Origin of the sequence: Flavobacterium anhuiense, assembly GCF_001705175.1 — a bacterium.
Lineage (GTDB): Bacteria > Bacteroidota > Bacteroidia > Flavobacteriales > Flavobacteriaceae > Flavobacterium > Flavobacterium anhuiense.
The window spans coordinates 4,594,997-4,613,719 of sequence record NZ_CP016907.1; the positions used below are offsets into that span (position 1 = coordinate 4,594,997).

An 18,723-nucleotide genomic window follows, 5' to 3' on the forward strand; every position below is an offset into this window, starting at 1 on the left:
ATAGTTATGAGTTTGATAGTTTTATAGTAAGTGTGTACAGATTTTTTAATGTGCAATCCAGATATCTTCAATTTCTTCTAAGGATTTTCCTGTCGTTTCAGGAACATAGAAACGAGTTATTAATAAATACGGAATACACATTACGGCAAAAATCCAAAACGAAATTGCAGGACTTAACGATTCTAATAATACTGGCGTTAATTGTCCGATAAGATAAGAACCTATCCAAAGAGAGAAACCTGCCATTGACATTGCCAATCCACGCACTTTTACCGGATACATTTCTGATATTAATACCCAAATTACCACACAGATTGAAATCGCGCAGAAGAAAATATAACCAATAATTAAATAAAGCAGAACATTTGGATTATTGAATCCTAAATAAAAATAAGCTCCAATGGCAATAAGCATGGCAAACATTCCTGTTACACCTACATATACCAATTGTTTTCTTCCGATTTTATCCACCAAATACATTCCTAAAACGGTAGATAAAACGTTTACAACACCTATTACAATCTGGAAATCTAAAGATCCCTGAGATGCCATTCCTGCTTCTTTAAAGATAATTGGTCCATAATAGAAAATCACATTCACTCCCATGAATTGTCCTAAAATGGCAAGACTCATCCCGATAAACAAAGCGGTTCTGTAACCCGGTTGGAACAGAATTCTCCAGTCTGATTTTTCTTTATTTGAAATGCTTTTTTGAGTATTCTCTATCTGTTCTTTCGCTTCTTGAGAACCAAATAATTGCGTTAATGTTTTTTCGGCTGCCTCCAGATTATTTTTAGAAATCTGCCATCTCGGACTTTCTGGAATAAAAAATATAATCAGGAAAAACAGGAAAGAAGGTACGCCACACAATCCCAACATCCCTCTCCAATATTCGGTCTGAAAAATAACCTTTGCCCATTGTGCATCAAACTGCCCCGAGGTAGACCAGCTTAAAACTTTTGCATTGGCAAAATAAGAGGCAACGATACCAACTGTAATAGCCAATTGATAAAGTGTTACCAATGTTCCTCTGAAACGCGCCGGAGAAACCTCAGAAATATATAACGGAGATACAACAGAAGCTACCCCAATTCCCATTCCGCCAAGTATTCTAGCCCAAATAAGAGCTTCAAAACTATTTACAAACATACAGCCTACGGCCGAAATTGTGAATAAAGTTGCTGCCAGAAGCATCGTCCATTTACGACCTAAAACGTCTGATATTTTTCCTGCAAAAGCAACCCCTATAATAGATCCTATTAATGCACAGCCCACATACCAGCCAGTTGAGACATTATCTAACGCAAATTGTTTGGACACCTGCTCAATAGTTCCGGATATAACTGCGACATCATAACCGAAAAGAAATCCGCCAATGGCACCTATTATGGAAAGGAAGATTATATATTTAAAATTTTCTTTTTGATTCATTTTTTTTGTGGTTGCTTTGGTTAATTAAAACTATAATCTTTATTTAATTCCGAAATATTCTTTATAACGATCGTACAAATGTCCCGCTTGCAAATAAGCTGATTGCGGACTCATAAAGTGCGAAAACTCAAAAGTAATTCCTTTTTGATATCCTGCTCTCTGTGCCGCTTCAAGCTTTAATCTTAGTTTTTCAAATTTAATTGGGAAGAATTTAATTGGCATATCTCTATCAAAAGTTTCTGCATTGGTCCAGCATTCTAAGCCATATTTATCTCCCAGTTTCTTGTTGACCGAGAAAAAAGCATCTAATTCATCATAATCAATATGGCCATCTTGAAATGCACAAGCATCAACCGCACCTTTTATTCCGTCAAAAATTTCACCCCATTCTTTTTCGTGTTCTTGAACCGAAACTGCATCTTCTTTTGATAATTTACCTGATGCTGCCATTACGGCTTTTTTACCATCAATCCAAGGTGACATAAATGTTGGCAATCCTCCAGAAACATCTTTACATAATTGACCTAAAGTTCTGAATGACTCTATTGCTCCTTTGGTCTTACGACTGATTTCTCCGCTTAAATACCAGCCAGCAAAACTTTTGTAATGACCATATTTTTTCCATACCTCTTCAATAACAAATTTATTGGCTTCGATTTCGGTCGTCATGTCGCCTGTATCCCAATAAACTCCAGAATCGTATAATCCGAAATAAAATTTCATTTGATGTTTGTCAGCCAAACGCAAATACATATCTAAAAGATCGACGCCTGGTTTGTAGCAGCCTCTTTTATTGATTAAATAATCTGAATTATAGGTAATGAATTTTCTATAGCCTGAACGAATCATGATAACGGTATCGATGCCAATAGCTTTCATGTGGGCGAAATCTCTATCCCACTCTTTTTCTCCCCAGTTTTGATGCGGGATATCATGTGAAATTTCATCTAAAAAAGTCCCTGTAATACGTAATGCATTTCCCTGCGTAACTAATAATTCCGGGCGCTCTTCTGTAATTATTTCTGGTTTTTCAACCTCTTTTATAGACGAATCACTCTCAAAAGAACTCAATAATGGAATACTCACTGCAGATGCTGCTCCTAATCCCAATTGACTCAAAAAATCTCTTCTGGTTTTCATTTTTATGTTTTTTATATCTTAGTAGTTATTTTTTTATTTAGAACCAAAAATATCAATTGATTCTCCGCTTTCACCAAAAGTTTTCAAATTAAAATAACTTTTTGCCGGACATTGCATATCTGTAAAGCGTTTCGCATGCATTGGTGCTTTTACAACATTTCCATTTACAGAACGATACAAAAAGGTTTCAGTCCACTTTGCTCCTGTCACTTTTGCTGTAGTCGGCTGGGCTGGTTTTCCTTCATTTGCTACCTGATCGATTGCATTTACACGTTTATATTGTGCCATAAATGTTGGCTCGTAACCATCTACATCAAAGATTTGCTCGTATTTTTTGCCAGCGCCTTCAACAATAAATTTTAGTTTTTTCGATTCTATCAATTGAATGCTAATGGTAACCGTTTCTCCAGGATACCAATAATAAGCATGTTCTGCAGGTGCATTCATGTATAATGCTGTTTGTCCAGATTTATAACCTGTACGGCGCAAAAATGGACGAAAGGCTTTATGCTCTTTACTAACAGAACCATCGGCTTCGCGAATTACTTCCCAAGTCAATCCGATATCTGTTTCCTGATCATCTGAGTTTCCTCCTAGATATACTGATGCATTGTCTAAATATGCTCCCGGCTTATTAGGATTTATTCTTGAGAGATCGTATGTCAAAACTGGAAGCGTGACTGTCCCTCCAATTCCTAGCCAAAAATCTTTGCTCGAATATGCTTTTCTATAATAAGCTCCTGCAAAACAAGGACTTGAAGGAGCAGGCAAAATTTCTTTTTCAAATTTGGTTTTTACTTGCTCTTCTATGCTCGCTTTTACAACCGGTTTTGACTGCGAATTGCTTTCTGTACAGCTAGCCAGAAAAATCATGGACGAAAGTGCATATATTTGAATTAAATGGCTCGTTTTCATGCTTTTTTATGGTGTTAGTTTATTGTAATTTCATCTACAAATAGAAATGTCGGCTGTCCTGCTGAATAATGCCATTCTGGAATTTTCTCAAAAATTGGAGCTTTAATTTTTACATATTTTGCTTCCTGCTCAACAAAAACGGCTTTTAAGTTTGTAATCTTTGGACCGTCGCCTTTCTCTGCAATTTTTAAATCTTCGCTATGAACAGGAGTAAAATTTATTCCGTCTTTTGAAATTAAAACCTGAAACTGTTTAGGCCCAAAAATCCAGTCATTTGGAGAGGTAAACGTGTTCATGCTGACTTCTTTTATCTGCTGTAAAAATTTCAAATCTATAGTGGCTTCAAAATCGTCTTTGTACAGCGCAATCCAGTCTCCTGTGCTAAAAGCCGTTGTTCCTGTTCTTCCGTCAACCAATGTTTTTCCGCCATTAAAGCGATAACGATCAACAGGCTCATTTTCTAAAACAATAGGCTTTGCCGTAGCTTTGTTGAATTCGAACTTTTTGGTAAAAATTTTACTCTTGTAATTTTCAGAAATAACTGCTGCTTTTACAGTTACAGCGCTATTAATAATTAGGCTTTCACTATACTTTTTGCTTTGCAAAGTTGGTTCTGAGCCATCTATAGTATAATAAATAGGAGATTTACTTGAAGTTTTTAAGCTCAGAATCAATTGACCATTTTCTGTATCTACTTTGTATTCTGGGGAAACTTCTAAAATATGTTTCGCATAATTGCACTTCAGCTTATCATAGATTTTCAAAAAATCTGATAATCTATTTAAAAAATTCCCGTAATTCTTTTTATCTGCATTTGTCCAAACTACTTCACTTAAAGCAGCAAGTCTTGGCAAAACCATATATTCTGTTTGTGCATCGCTCTTAATATATTCTCTCCAAACATTTGCCTGTGCCCCAATAACCAATTTTCTTTCATCTTCAGTCAATCCGTTTGGAATTGGTTCGAAAGAATAAACTCGTTCAAGATTTGTGAAACCTCCAATTGCTAAAGGTTCAGAAGCTGCATCTGTACTTTGGTAATAATCAAAATAAACATGGGAACTTGGGGTCATAATCGCTTTATGACCTTGTTTAACTGCTTCTATACCTGCCTGAGTACTTCTCCAAGACATTATCGTAGCATTGGGAGCAATACCGCCTTCCAATATTTCGTCCCAACCTATTACTTGTTTTCCTTTTGCATTTAAGAATTTTTCAATTCTAGACATGCAATAACTCTGTAATTTTTCTTCAGCCGAATGTTTGCTGTCTTTTTTCAATCCCAATTCAGCAATTTTTGTTTGACATTTAGGACATTTTTCCCATCTCTTTTTCGGGCATTCATCGCCTCCGATATGAAAATATTTTGCAGGAAAAAGCGGAATCAGTTCGGTAAAAACGCCTTCTAAAAAAGTAAAAGTCTTTTCATTTCCCAAACAAAGAACATCATCTGAAACTCCCCATTTTTTATACACTTCATAGCCTTCTCCAACACAACCCAATTCTGGATAAGATGACAATGCCGCAACCATATGACCCGGCAAATCAATTTCGGGAATAGTCGTTATAAAACGTTTCTGCGCATAAGCTACAACTTCTTTTATCTGTTCTTGCGTATAAAATCCGCCATGAGGTTTTCCGTCATAAACCCCTACTTGTTTTCCTACTTGAGTTTCGTTCCTAAATGCCCCAATCTGAGTTAATTTTGGATATTTTTTAATTTCTACTCGCCATCCCTGGTCATCGGTCAAATGCCAATGAAAAGTATTGATGTTGTGCAAAGCCAATAAATCGATATACTTTTTTACAAATTCAACAGATGCAAAATGACGCGCAACATCTAAATGCATGCCACGGTAAGCAAATCTTGGATAATCTGTAATTTCAACAGCCGGAAGTTCAATCTGTGATTTAGTTTCATTCTCCAGCAATACTTTGCGCAAAAGCTGCACACCATAAAAAGTACCTGCGCTTGTTGCCCCGTTTATTACAACTTGATTTTGATTGGCTGTAAAATTATAGGCTTCTGAATTCTTGTCTTTAAAATTATTTTCTAAAACAATGGCATTCTCCTTAACAGGCGAATTAGTTATTTGAAGTTTTATTCCGTTTGCTATTTCAATATATTCTGAAAGAAAAACAGCGATTTGCTTTAAGCCAGCATTATTTTTAGGCGAATAAATTTTTGTTATTGACGAAAGGACAAATGGCTTTCCTGAAACTGAATTTATATTTTGTGCTAATGGAATTGTCTTGTAAAAATCATCTTTTGAGGTTTGTCCCAAAACTGAAAAGCATAAAAATAAAAAGACTAAACTACTGATATGTTTTTTCATGAGTTGATTTTGTTTGTGTTTTTCTAAAAATAATTCGATTGATTTTTTGAGAGACCTAACAGGTTTTTAAAACCTGTTAGGTCTTATCTCCATAGCAAAACTATTTTTTACTGATTTTGTCTGTCATTTTAAAAACCAATTCTCCACCAGAAGCAATTTGATCGTGTTTAAAAAACAATGAGTTCAAAGTCTTTCCGTTCAAAGTCACAGATTCTACATATTTATTTTCTGGAGCATTATTTATAGTCTTAATAGTCATTTTTTTTCCATTTTCCAAATCAATACTTACTTTATCAAACAATGGCCTAGAAATAGTATAAGTAGGATCTGCCGGAGCAACTTGATAAAAACCTATTGCATTCAAAATATACCAAGAAGACATTTGTCCGCAGTCTTCATTGCCACTTAAACCATCTGGGGCATTTCTGTATTGCTCTTTCATGATTTTATCGGCTAGTTCTTGTGTTTTGAAAGGCTTATTGATATAATTATAAAAATAAATAATGTGGTGGCTTGGCTCATTTCCATGTGCATATTGCCCAATTAATCCCGAAATATCTGCAGAGGCTTCTGAACCTTCCACTTTTGCAGTGGTATTAAAAAGAGCATCAAGATTTTTCTCAAAAGTTTGTTTACCGCCCATTAAATCTATTAATCCCGGAACATCCTGAGGTGCAAACCACGTCCACTGCCAAGCATTTCCTTCGCAGTAGGGACTGTTCATATGGTCTGAAAATGAAGGATTAAATGGCCCTATAAATTTTGCATTACTGTCTAAAGCTCGCATGAAACCAGTTTCTTTGTCGAAATACTTTTTGTATCGCATTCCACGCTCTGAAAGCCACTTATAATCTTCCGTTTTTCCCATATCTTTGGCAACCTGTGCCAATGCCCAGTCATTATAGGCATATTCTAAACCTCTTGATGTAGCAAAAATCACATCTTTATCTGCCGGAATAAAGCCCATTTCCTGATTGTATAATTTTCCTTTTGTCATCAGCCATTCCCAAATCGCAGGATGATTTACTTTAACTCCCGTTGTATCATAAGGTATCGAACGCATCATGGCTTTATAGGCCAATTCTGTATCATAACCCCGTATGTTTTTGGTATACGCATCTGCAATTACAGATGTAGCGTGCGCGCCAATCATTGTTCCTGTATAATTGGCCGCTAAATCCCACATGGGCAGTAAACCTCCCTGTTGGTATTTTAGCAGAAGCGAATTGATAAATTCGTTCGTTTTTGATGGACTGACTAAATCAATCAAAGGCATTTGTGCCCTATAGGTATCCCAAAGTGAAAATACTGTATAATAAGTTCCAGTTTCTAATTTGTGAATATTAAGATCCTGCCCACGATATCTTTTGTCTACATCTGAATACGTTGACGGATGGATAAAAGCGTGATACAAACCAGTGTAAAAAATGGTTTTCTGCTCTTCGCTTCTGCCTTCGATTTTAATTTTCTCTAGTTGTTTTTTCCATAATTCCTCTGCTTGCTGTTTCGTTTTATTAAAATCCCAGTCCTTAATTTCGGCATTAAGATTCTGGAATGCTCCTTTTTCATCTACTGATGAGATTCCGACTTTTACTCTTACTTCGTCAGGATTTTCAAAATAAAGAACCACTTTAATATGATTAGCCTTTAATTCTCTTCCTGATATTGCTTTATTGTCTTTATACAATTGAGCTTTAAAAGATTTATTGAATTTTGCATGAAAATAAACATAATCTCTTTTAGACCATCCTTCAGTCAGTCGCATTCCTCTAATTTCAGTATCACTAATAATTTCTATAGAAGATTCTAAAACTTTTTGATTATGAAGATTATGATGCAAATCAACAATAATTCCTGCTTCCTTTGATGGGAATTTGTACTCGTGAAATCCAGCGCGTGTAGAAGCTGTCATTGAAGCTTTTATGCCGTTATCAAAATTTACAGTATAGAAACCTGCTGAGGCTTTTTCATTTTTATGCGAAAAGTTTAACGGATAATATTCTTTCAGGCTTCCATTTTCCAACTGCATTTTACCCGAAAAAGGCGTAAAAAGGACATCGGCAAAATCAGTCATTCCAGTACCGCTTAAGTGTCTGTGCGAAAATCCTAAAATACTCGTGTCGTCTGTATAATAACCGCTGCAGGCATCCCAACCCTGAGTTCTCGTATCTGGACTTAACTGCACCATTCCAAAAGGAACCACTGCTCCAGGAAATGTATGTCCATGGCCTCCAGTACCAATAAACGGATTTACATACTGCGTTATATTTTTTGCTTTTTGAGCTGCTATTTTTATTGAAGAGCTCAATAGAAAAAGCAGCAGTATTGGAACAATTTTTTTCATTTTTATAATACTATATTTATATTTTTTTCAAACACTTTCCAGTCAGATTCATCTAGTTCTAAAACATAAGCATAACCATTCTCTGTTTTAGTTTTTTGCCACATATTTACAATTTTCTGCTGATCACTTTCTTTTAAATTACCTTCTTCATCCCAAATTTCTTTTGCACATAAACAGCCCATAGAAGGAGTTTGTCCGTAGAAAATCTGTTTTTTGTATATTTCCTGATCGATGGTTGTTCCATGAAAATGAATCTCACCCCGTCCTGCTTTTCCTGCCCAAAATGCCTGTTGTACACTTAAATTCGATTGCAGTTTTTTTGGAAAAAATTGTAAATAATCTTCTAATAGAAAATCCTTTTTATCATTATTGTAAAAAACCGAAGCGTCACATTCAAAAGGTAAAAATGTAACAAAACTCAAAGTTGGTCCAATAAAAACATTTTCAGATTTGGCAAGACTTTCAATTTTAAACAAACCTGGCGGCGTGTTGCCGTTTGTAATATACATTGGCAAATTGGTTGCGCTTCTTGCCAATTGATCCACTAAAACAATTTTTCCGTTTTCTTTTACTAAAAATCCATTTTCATCCTGAATAAAAACTTTGCCTGGCAAATCTCTGTTTTTATGCTGAATAGAGTATAAAAACTTTGTTTTTTTGGTGGCATTGTATCGTATTAATTGAATCAAATCAGAAATAGAGACTGATTTATATTCAGGTTTTAATTCATTACGCAATGCCTGAATTACAGGACTATCATTATCAATAAATTTTGTTTTTATAAGCTGTTCGACCTCTTTTTTATTTTGAACCAAATAATGTATTGATGTTGCAAAGATTGAAGCATTTTCAGTTTCATTTTCTGCAATATCAGTCATCTCTAAAACAAAATCATTTGGAAAACAAGCATATACCGATTCAAAAACTCTTTTTAAATCGTGTTTTGATAATTGTCTGTAGTTTGACAGCGCTTTTTTTAAAACTTTAAAATTCTGTTCTGAATTATCCATCAAGAAAGAAGTTGCCCAAGCGTAACTGTTCCAATTTATAGCTTTATTAAAATTTAGATAAGCTTCGGCTTCCTTATTGATTATAGAGTCTTGCAATTTGATAAGCAGATTTTCTCTTGATTTTTTTGAAGAAAAAGCAAAAGGTTGTTTTTGTGCAAAACCAGTAAAGCCCATTATAAAAATGAGTGCAAAAAGTAGTTGTATCTTTTTTATCTGGTGCATAATGATGTTTTTCTGCTAACTGTTTAGATAAAAACTACTGCCAAAAATAGATTTTGGCAGTAATATTTTTAATATTTATTTAGAAGCGTATTTTGTCGTAAAGTACTCTGAATTGTATTTTAATCCTTCAAAAAAGAAAAATACTTCACCGCTTACATAATTGTTTCGGTTCTCGTTTACCATTTGCTCTAAAAACTGATTTGAAGCATTGTAAGTTCCAGATTGAATTAAAACTCCAGCATACAATTTTGAGCGGTCTGCACTATTCTTAACATAAGAAACCTGTGATTTTAATGTTTGCGAATAGGCCGAAAAATCGTAGCGGTAAATCTGCGGAATTACGTAATCGCAATATTTTTTATCCAACCAAGTTGGCCAATCTTGCAAATAATTATCCTTCGCCCACGGATGCACACTTGGGGCCATAGAAACTATAACGTTAGGCTTAGTAGCTTTTACTGCTTTGTATAAATCTCCTAAAAATTCTGTCAGTTTATTAGCTCTCCAATCTTGCCATGCTGGGTCTTTTTCATTTGTTGGCGGATTAACCCCTTTTTCTGTTTTATAAAGCTGCACAGTATAATCATCATAACCTCCTGCAATTGGCATTGCTGGAAGTCTGTCGTCACCTTGAATGCCGTCAACATCGTATTTTTTTACCACTTCTAAAATTAGAGATTTCATAAAATTCTGAACATCCGGATTGATACCATTCATCCATTCAAAACCACTGGAAGAAACCAATAAGTTTTTGTTTACATCTTTAGCCGCCCATTGTGGATATTTTTGTAGAATCACACCACCTTGTTGACCATTTGAAGCAGCAAAACCATATTCAAACCAAGCATGAACTTTCAGTTTTTCTTTATGTGCTTCGGTAATCATTTCCAGCAACGGATCTCTACCTGCGTAACTTTCCATAATTGGAATACCGAATTCTTTATTCATAATTTCACTTGGGTAAAGTGTCCTTCCTTTATTCCAAACTACTACATAAATATCTGTAATGTTCGATTTTTTACAGGTCTGTACCGTTTCTTTAATCGCGTTTAAAGAACTTAATGCCGTTGAAGCAACGTTGGTGACCCAAACGCCCTTTATACCTTTTGTGGTTTGAACAGGATTGTTTGGATATATTTTTGGCGGTTCTTCACTATTGCAGGCAAAAAATAATATGGCAATAGATAAGATTAATATTTTCTTCATTTTTTTTATTTTTAAAAGGAGATTTTCTTTTCTCAAAGAAAATCTCCCAAATCTTTATTGTTCTAATTTGTAAACTGCTAATTTATCATTTGTACCATAATACAATACATGCAGTTTGCCATTTATTACTGCAAAATCAGCATCTACAGTGATATTTGCGTTTGCAACGGCTGGTCCCGTAATTTCCATTATTGGTGAATCTAAGGCAACTGTACTTGCTGTTGTATAGTCAACTATACGGAATACGTGTTTTCCACCAACTTGTGCAACATAAGCCAAGTATTTTCTGCTTTTATAGGTAATAGTTTTACAATCTGAAGTGGCACTTCCAGAAGAAGATTTAGCAATTTCTGTAAAAGAACTTCCTAGAAGAGCCAAACCATTGTGTCCTGTTCCTGCTGTAGCAGCAACAAATCCTGTTTCATCAGGTTGAACACTGCAGTAGTTTGCTGGAACTCCTGAATAAGCTAAGGCCTGTTTTGTTGGGGTTGGGTTCAACACACCGTTAGTTACTGTCCACACCAATACATCCATTTTCCCCGCTATAGGCACAGTAATTACGGCATTACCATCTAATGAACCTTTTATGTTGATACCAGCACTACGCGCAGGGTAAGCTAGTCCTAAACTAGTTTGAGAAAAGGTAATATAATTGGTTGGAGCCGTATCGTTGATCGAATTCCATTTCACTATGTTTAAGTTTGTTGTTGCTCCAGCACCAGCACCTAATTGTACCCCAAGAATTTTACCATTATCATCGGTAGCCAATTTACGAATTCCCGTTACGGCTCCTCCATCAAATAATGGGGTAGCCCCTTTGTCTAAGCTCTTAATTAAATTCCCCGCAAAATCATAGGCATAAATTCCGAATAAACCGGTAGTCCCAGGCAAAGCTGCAGGTAATTGGTGTGCAGCTACTACGATAGCATTGCCACTAAATCCAGCCGAAGAACCCGCATTTGCAGAAAAACCAAAATCAGCATGCGATTTTTCTAAAATTGGAGAATTTTTAATCAAAGGATTTTTAACTGTAAATTCACGCTCGATTCCATCTGTTCCTGTAATTTTTACTTTAAATCCTGCTAATGTATTCACATTTGTTCCTTTAAAAGCTGGATCTATGGTGTTTCCAAATGGAACATTAATCACAACAGTTGCATCAGCAAAATTAGTAAGGTACGGCACTACTGGCTGTACGATGTTTTTAGTTGCATCGACTATAATAATTTCAGAAGTAGTATCTCCATTGATTACCATACTGCTAATTTTTGCAGGACCTACTTGCTCAGAGGTAAATACCACATCGTACTTGTAGATTGTAGTTCCGTCAACACCTAAAACTTCTAACTTAAATGGCGCTTTACTTGGCGGATTAAACGAGTAATCTTTTACTGTGCCATTAACATAATTATTTAAAGTTCCATTATTAAATTCATATGAAACAGCCAACTTAGTAATATCAGTACCTACAGGAACCTGAACGATTATAGATGTTTTTCCAAAATGAATATTTTCTTTCGGAATTGGCAATCCTACCACGGTCAGGCTTGTTAAACTTGGAGGTGACTGCACAATTAGTTTCCAAACACTGCTTTGTCCATCTTGTCCATAAATGTTTACATCTATTGGTTTTGTCAAATCGCGGTTGACATTATTCGCTGGACTAACAACGCTTCCATTTGACACTAGAATCTCTGTCTTAACATCTTTAAGGTTTGTACCAGCTGGCAAAATAACCTTTGCCTCATTCATATCATTCTGCGCAATGTTGTATAAAACATTATTCAATTTAACGGCTACAATTTTGGCCGATTGATAGCTGCGATCGTCTTTAAAACTATCATCACATGAGGACAATAGAATAAGACTCATAAGCAAATAAAATATTTTTCTCATTTCTCTATGTTTATATTTTTTACTTCGATTAACCAGTAAAAGTCAATCTTCGCTTAATTTATTTGACAATAATTTAATTTCTAAGGAAATAATTATTGACTGTAACCATCATTTTGCGTAAGCTGAGGCGCTTTATTTCTTTCAACCTGAGGAATCGGCCATAAATAGAATTTATCATTCCAGTTATTTGGCCTGTCCGCATCTCTCTGGCGCAGTTTGCTTCCATAAGCAGCATATAATGCTAAGTCATTCAAATCTCTTTCAGAGCCTGCTGTACCATAAGTTGGAACCATATCTGGAGTTACTTGACTATAACCGTCAGGATACGTATTTGTACCCGCATTTACTCCCGTTGCAATTGGGAAACCGTATGTTTTTTCAGCATTTTCCAATGCTCCTGTTCTCCATCTTCTCATATCAAAGAAGTGTAAACCTGCTTCTCTGATAAGCTCAACTTTGCGTTCTCTGCGAACCAATTGTCTTAATTTTGCCTGATCTGTAAGTGTCGTAGCTGGCATGTTAACTCTCGCTCTTACTTCGTTGATTGCGCCTGTTACAGTCGCGTCAATTTGATTCAATTCGATTTTTGCTTCCGCATACATTAATAAAATCTCTGCATAACGCATCATTAAGATATTATATGAAGGCTCAGAAACAATCTCGTCATTAAAATAATTGTATTTTCTCCATAAATATCCAACACCACTTTGTATGTAACCGTATTGTGCCACAGATCCTGTATAATCTAAATTTGTAATTGATGTAGAATTATTTGCGGCATCAAATGACAAAGTAGTCGGCTTATATAGTTCCATAATAATATTTAGCTTTACACCTCCATTATTGGCAATGATATTTGATTTATGTGTGTAAATAGACATTTTTAAACGCGGATCTCTATTTGCAAAAGGATTTTTAGGATCGTAGCCCGAACCTGGCTCATCGATTCTTTTTCCATTTGACATCTCAAAAGTATCCACCAATAATTGCGTTGGGAATCTTCCTGACTGCCCTCCCACCGTTCTCGCCATCTCACCAAATGACTGGTAATGCGTCTTTTTTGATGCTTGGTCTGAATAAGAAAGCGCGAAAATATTTTCTTTTTTCGCTGCACCCGTAAGCTGTCCAGATCTCGTAAACAAATCATCAAAATTTGGCGCCAATGCTCTTCCAGATTCCTGAATAATTCTTCTTGAAGTCTGTGCCACTATATCAAAATAGTATGCTGCTTTAGCCGCATCTTTTGTTCCTTTTTGACCGAAACCTTCTTTACACCAAGATCCTGCATATAAAGCCATTCTAGCTTTTAGACCTAATGCATAAGATTTATCCATACGTCCAAATTCTGTAGCTTGCCAAGGAAGTTGTGTACTAGCCTCTTCAAGATCATTCAATAAATAGTCAACAATTTCCATCCAAGGTTTTCTTGTTGCGTTTTTTTGCTCTTCTGGCGTAACAGACTTAGTAAAAAAAGGCACATCTCCATACAAAGAAACCAAGTAATGATAGTGTGTTGCTCTAATTACTTTATTTTCTGCAACATATTGTTTTGCTTTATCGCTTAAACCATCAACATAAGGCGCAGAACCTTCAATAACCGTATTTGCTCTTGCCACTCCTTTATAAAAATTAGCCCATTGCGCCTCTACTATAAAGTTATTTTCTAGGTTCACATTATTTACCCCAATAGAATTATTATCGGCTCTTTCAATTCCCATCGGTGTATACATATCATACAGCGTAAAAAACGGCAACTGGCTGCTCTCCATGTATAAACTTTGGTAGGACCCATTTGTTCCTTGTTTAATTGCTGCTTCATTGTTGTAAAAGTTTGAGGATAAATAATCACTCAAAGGCTCTTTATCTATATAATCATCACAAGATCCTAACCCAATAATAAGGCTTAATCCTATAACTGTTTTTTTAATTAAATTCATCTCGTTAAAATTTTAAGTTAGCACCTACTGTTACCGTCTGCATGATTGGATAAAACTCTCCTCCTAAATTTCCTCCGTAGCTTACTTCTGGATCATAACCTGGGAAGAAATGACTCAATGTCCATAAGTTTTGTCCACTTACATAAAGACGAAGACCGTCAATATGTGCTTTTTCTAAAAATGTTTTTGGAAGACTATATCCTAAAACAACATTTTTCAATCTTAAGTAAGCTCCGTTTTTAACCCATTTATCTGAAGCCACAAAGTTGTCAGCTGAATTTGCTTCAGGCACTAAAATTGGATAAGCCGCATCCTGGTTTTCTGGTGTCCAAGAATCTACCTGATGCGCAAATAAATTTGAACCGTTAAAGAATGGCCTTACTCCAATACCGCTCATTAAAACTTTACGTTCTCCGACTCCTTGGAAAAAGCACGTAAGATCAAAATTTTTATAATTCGCTGTTAGGTTAACACTATATTCATAGTGAGGGAACGGATCTCCTAAATACACTTTATCATTTTCTGTAATAAGTGTTGGATTTGCACCCGTTGGATCCATTTTTACATACTTCACATAACCTGGTTTTGCTGAGTTGGATAATTTAGGAGAATTGGCCACATCGGTAGCATCTACATAATATCCGTCTGTTTTGTAACCCCAGATTCCACCGTTTGGATATCCCACAGTAACTGACCTATCAGAATTCGGCCCGTATAGTTTTGTGATCTCATTTTCATTGTTGCTTAAATTTCCGGTGATACTATAATTAAAATCACCAATGTGATCTTTATAAGTTAAACTAACCTCCCAACCTTTATTTTGCATATCTCCTGCATTGGTGTAAGTTGCATTAAGACCTGTGTAATAAGTAACAGGATAAACTAAAAGCATATCATAAACATCTTTTATATAGTAGTCTAAAGTGGCAGAAAGTTTTCTGTTGAAAAAAGTTGCATCAAGACCAAAATTGATTTGTTTTGATTTTTCCCATGTAATATTAGGATTAGATAATGTAGTTTGTGCTACACCTTGAGCCAATTGTTTATCAAGCCAATAACTGTATCCAGGCTGTATGGTCGATGCATAGGGATAATTACCAATATCCTGATTTCCTAAAGTTCCAATTGATGCTCTGAGCTTAAAGTCGCTTACATAATCTAAGATCGGTTCCATAAATTTCTCTTTACTAACCATCCATCCTGCAGAAAATGATGGAAAAAATCCCCAACGCTTCCCTTCTACAAATCGAGAAGATCCATCATAACGTCCTGTAGCTTCAAACAGATACTTTCCTGCAAAATCATAATTAAATCTTCCATAAAAAGACGACATTGCCCATTCTGTTGCTCCACCTGTCGCAGAAGCAGTAGCTCCATCACCATTTATTAAATAATATCTTTCCAGTTCAAAACCATTTTTACTAGCACTGATGTCTTTCAAAATATTATTTTCACTTTGAGTTCCTGCCATTATTTTAAAATCATGTTCTCCAAACTTTTTAGAGTAGGAAGCCTGCGCTCTAAAATAGTTGCGCACATTGGCACTATAAGCTTCTGTAACACCATCTCTGGCAGGATAATAACCTTGAACTACACCTTTTAATGAAGTCAGATAAGGAGTGGTAATAAATGTACCTCTGTTTTCTGTTTTTCTATAACTATACTGCGCTAATAATTCTAATCCGTCTTTTGGAGTTGCTATTAAAGTCGCATTTAACAAAATCTCAGGTCTTTCAATAGTTTGGCTTCCTGAAGCTTCCGCATTAGCTACAGGGTTGTCACCATTTTTACCATATCCCCAATTTCCATCAATTTCTTTAACCGCAGAAAGTGTCGGAAGCATGTATAGTGCTTTATTTATAATTCCTTTTGGAGTTGAAATCCCAGGTGTAACTTGAGTAGAAGTTCTATATGATATCTCATTATTTAATTTTAACCACTCATTGATTTTTGCATCAGTATTTAGTCTGACATTGATTCTCTTAAAATTATTATTTTCAATTAAACCATCTTGTTTAAGAGACGTTAAGGCTCCAAAATATTTAATATCTTTTCCTCCCCCAGATAAGGAAATATTATTGTTAGTCATGATAGCACTCTTTTTTATAGTGGCATCTTTCCAATCTGTGTCATATCTGTTCCAATTATCTGGTTTGTAAGCTCTTTGATCTGCAATCATTTGTTCTCTTGCAGCTCTTTGGTCTGCAGGAATAGTAATTCCAGCATTATCAAAAGAGTTCAATTCAGCTTGAAGATAATCTGCCGCTTTTAGCACAACTGGCATATTTGTAGGTGACTGGATAGAAGTATAAGCATCTAGATTTACCTTCATTTTTCCATCTTTTCCTCTTTTTGTTGTAATAAGTATAACACCATTTGAAGCTCTTGATCCATAAATAGAAGCAGAAGCAGCATCTTTCAGAACAGAAACGTTTTCAACCGTATTCATGTCTACCTGGTTTATATCCATTTCAATACCATCTACCAAAACTAATGGAAATGTGCTTGAATTTACAGAGCCAATACCTCTAATTCTGATATTAGAACCATCATTTCCAGGTTCTCCTGAACTTTGTTGTACAGTAACTCCGGCGATTGTTCCCTGCAAAGCTGTTGACATAGAAGCAATTGTTCGTTTGTTTAGTTCAGTTCCTTTTATAGTCCCAATCGCACCAGTAAGAGTTCCTTTTTTCTGAGTGCCATATCCTACTACAACAACTTCTTGCATTTGGTTTGTAACAGATTGCATTTGTATTTTTACAGAAGTCTTACCTGTAACATCTACCGTCATATCTTTAAATCCGATATAACTTGCGACCAATAATGTTTTTTGGTTGGGTACATCTAACTGAAAACTTCCGTTAAAATCTGTCGAAGCTCCTATTTTCGACCCTTGGATCAAAACATTGGCTCCTACCAGCGGCATGCCGTCAGAATCTGTAATCACCCCTTTTAACTGTCTTGTCTGTGCCTCAGCCAACAGCGAGAGCAAACAAAACATGAAGAATAATATTCCTTTTTTCATAGTTAATAATAATTTGGTTTTTGATTAATTAGTTTATTTTAAAGTTGTCCATAATTCGTAAAGCCCGCGCGGAACATGAAAACATCCTTTCCATTTTCCTCCTTTTGCTTCAAGAAGTGGCTGGCCTTCTCTGGTTAGATACCCAAACCATTCTCCTTTGTATTTTTCATCTCTAAAGTGATTCCATGTATAATCGTGAAGCTTTATAAACCATTCTTTGCTTTTTTCACTGCCTGTCATTTTATAAGCCTTCGCAAAAGAAATCATGGTTTCGATATGAACCCACCATAACTTTTGATTCCATTGTAGTTCTTGTGTCGGGTGGCCTTTTATATCTAAGAAATAATAAATTCCTCCAAACTCTTTATCCCAGCCAAATTCTGTCGTTTTTATTAAAATCTCTTCACACTGCTTAACCAATTCGGGTTTATTGTATCTAGCAGCAATATCCATCAAGAACCACATTGATTCATTTCCGTGGCCAGGATTGATGATTCTTCCTTCAAAGCTGTCACTAAAAGCGCCATTTGCTCCAACATTTTCCATGATGATGCCATGCTCTTTGTTTAAGAAATTAGTCATAATGTCTTCAATAAGAGGCGGAATCATCTTATCTACCACTTCTTTTCCAATTGCTTCTTCCAACAGTAGAGACAGATTGCATAAAATCATAGGAAGGGAAAAGTTTTTTAATTCTCTTGTTCCGCCATATGATTTACTCCATTTTCCCTTCGGATTATTTTGTCTCGCCAGAATATTATTATAGGTATCAACTGCAACTTTTTTATGTAAAGAATCATTCGTAGCTTTATATAATTCGCCAAAAGCCATTGCTGCAAAACAGTCTGAAAATATGTTGTACGGAACTACTAAAGGCTCTCCTTTTTGGTTTAAAGAAAAATACCAGTTCCCTTCTGTATCTCTTCCGTTTTTCAACAAAAATTTTGCTCCATGAAGCGCTATATCAAGCCATTCCTGTTTTTTCTCCACTTTATTATATAGCATAGAAAAAGTCCAGACTTGCCTACCTTGCAACCAGATAAATTTATCAGTATCGTAAACGTTACCTTGCCTGTCCAAACAAGTAAAATATCCGCCGTACTGATTATCAATAGAATATTTTTCCCAAAACGGAATCACTTCTTTTAATAATTCATCTTTGTATAAGTCTGCGTATTGAGCCAAATCGGTATGCTGGATCTGGTCAAATTTGATATCATTATTAGTTTCTAACATTTACACTATATTTTAAAAGTTTATT

General features: G+C 35.5%; 11 protein-coding genes. All 11 read right to left on the reverse strand.

The genetic code is table 11. The features are described 5' to 3' along the window. Positions 1-45 precede the first annotated feature (45 nt). The 11 genes from BB050_RS19380 to BB050_RS19430 all read right to left on the reverse strand — a co-directional run bounded on the left by BB050_RS19380 (position 46) and on the right by BB050_RS19430 (position 18,698). Positions 46-1,431 carry a sugar porter family MFS transporter gene (locus tag BB050_RS19380; RefSeq protein WP_066034754.1) on the reverse strand — a complete coding sequence of 462 codons (1,386 nt, stop codon included), beginning with the start codon at positions 1,429-1,431 and terminating at the stop codon, positions 46-48. A 39-nt stretch (positions 1,432-1,470) separates the two neighbouring features. Next, entirely contained in the window at positions 1,471-2,571 is a 1,101-nt protein-coding gene (locus BB050_RS19385; protein WP_066034755.1) for a DUF4434 domain-containing protein, read from the reverse strand. A 33-nt stretch (positions 2,572-2,604) separates the two neighbouring features. Continuing rightward, positions 2,605-3,486: a hypothetical protein gene (locus BB050_RS19390; RefSeq protein WP_066034756.1), complete on the reverse strand. Its 882-nt coding sequence runs from the start codon at positions 3,484-3,486 to the stop codon at positions 2,605-2,607. A 14-nt stretch (positions 3,487-3,500) separates the two neighbouring features. Beyond that, positions 3,501-5,822, reverse strand: a complete 2,322-nt coding sequence (locus tag BB050_RS19395; RefSeq protein WP_066034757.1) for a glycoside hydrolase family 20 protein — start codon at positions 5,820-5,822, stop codon at positions 3,501-3,503. 100 nt (positions 5,823-5,922) lie between these two features. Then, positions 5,923-8,166, reverse strand: coding sequence for a GH92 family glycosyl hydrolase (locus BB050_RS19400; RefSeq protein ID WP_083219880.1), 2,244 nt, complete (start codon positions 8,164-8,166; stop codon positions 5,923-5,925). Positions 8,167-8,168: 2 nt separating this feature from the next. Continuing rightward, complete coding sequence (locus BB050_RS19405; RefSeq protein ID WP_123907008.1) at positions 8,169-9,398, reverse strand: hypothetical protein; 1,230 nt, start codon at positions 9,396-9,398, stop codon at positions 8,169-8,171. 75 nt (positions 9,399-9,473) lie between these two features. Beyond that, positions 9,474-10,604, reverse strand: a complete 1,131-nt coding sequence (locus tag BB050_RS19410) for a glycoside hydrolase family 10-like protein (RefSeq protein WP_066034760.1) — start codon at positions 10,602-10,604, stop codon at positions 9,474-9,476. Between the two features lie 54 nt (positions 10,605-10,658). Then, positions 10,659-12,500, reverse strand: coding sequence for a hypothetical protein (locus BB050_RS19415; RefSeq protein ID WP_123907009.1), 1,842 nt, complete (start codon positions 12,498-12,500; stop codon positions 10,659-10,661). A 92-nt stretch (positions 12,501-12,592) separates the two neighbouring features. Continuing rightward, on the reverse strand, positions 12,593-14,437 hold the full coding sequence (locus BB050_RS19420) for a RagB/SusD family nutrient uptake outer membrane protein (RefSeq protein ID WP_066034762.1): 1,845 nt from the start codon (positions 14,435-14,437) through the stop codon (positions 12,593-12,595). Between the two features lie 4 nt (positions 14,438-14,441). Beyond that, entirely contained in the window at positions 14,442-17,462 is a 3,021-nt protein-coding gene (locus BB050_RS19425) for a SusC/RagA family TonB-linked outer membrane protein (RefSeq protein WP_066034763.1), read from the reverse strand. A gap of 33 nt (positions 17,463-17,495) precedes the next feature. Next, a complete protein-coding gene (locus BB050_RS19430) occupies positions 17,496-18,698 on the reverse strand; it encodes a n-acyl-d-glucosamine 2-epimerase (RefSeq protein WP_066034764.1) in 1,203 nt (400 codons plus the stop codon). Positions 18,699-18,723 lie beyond the last annotated feature (25 nt).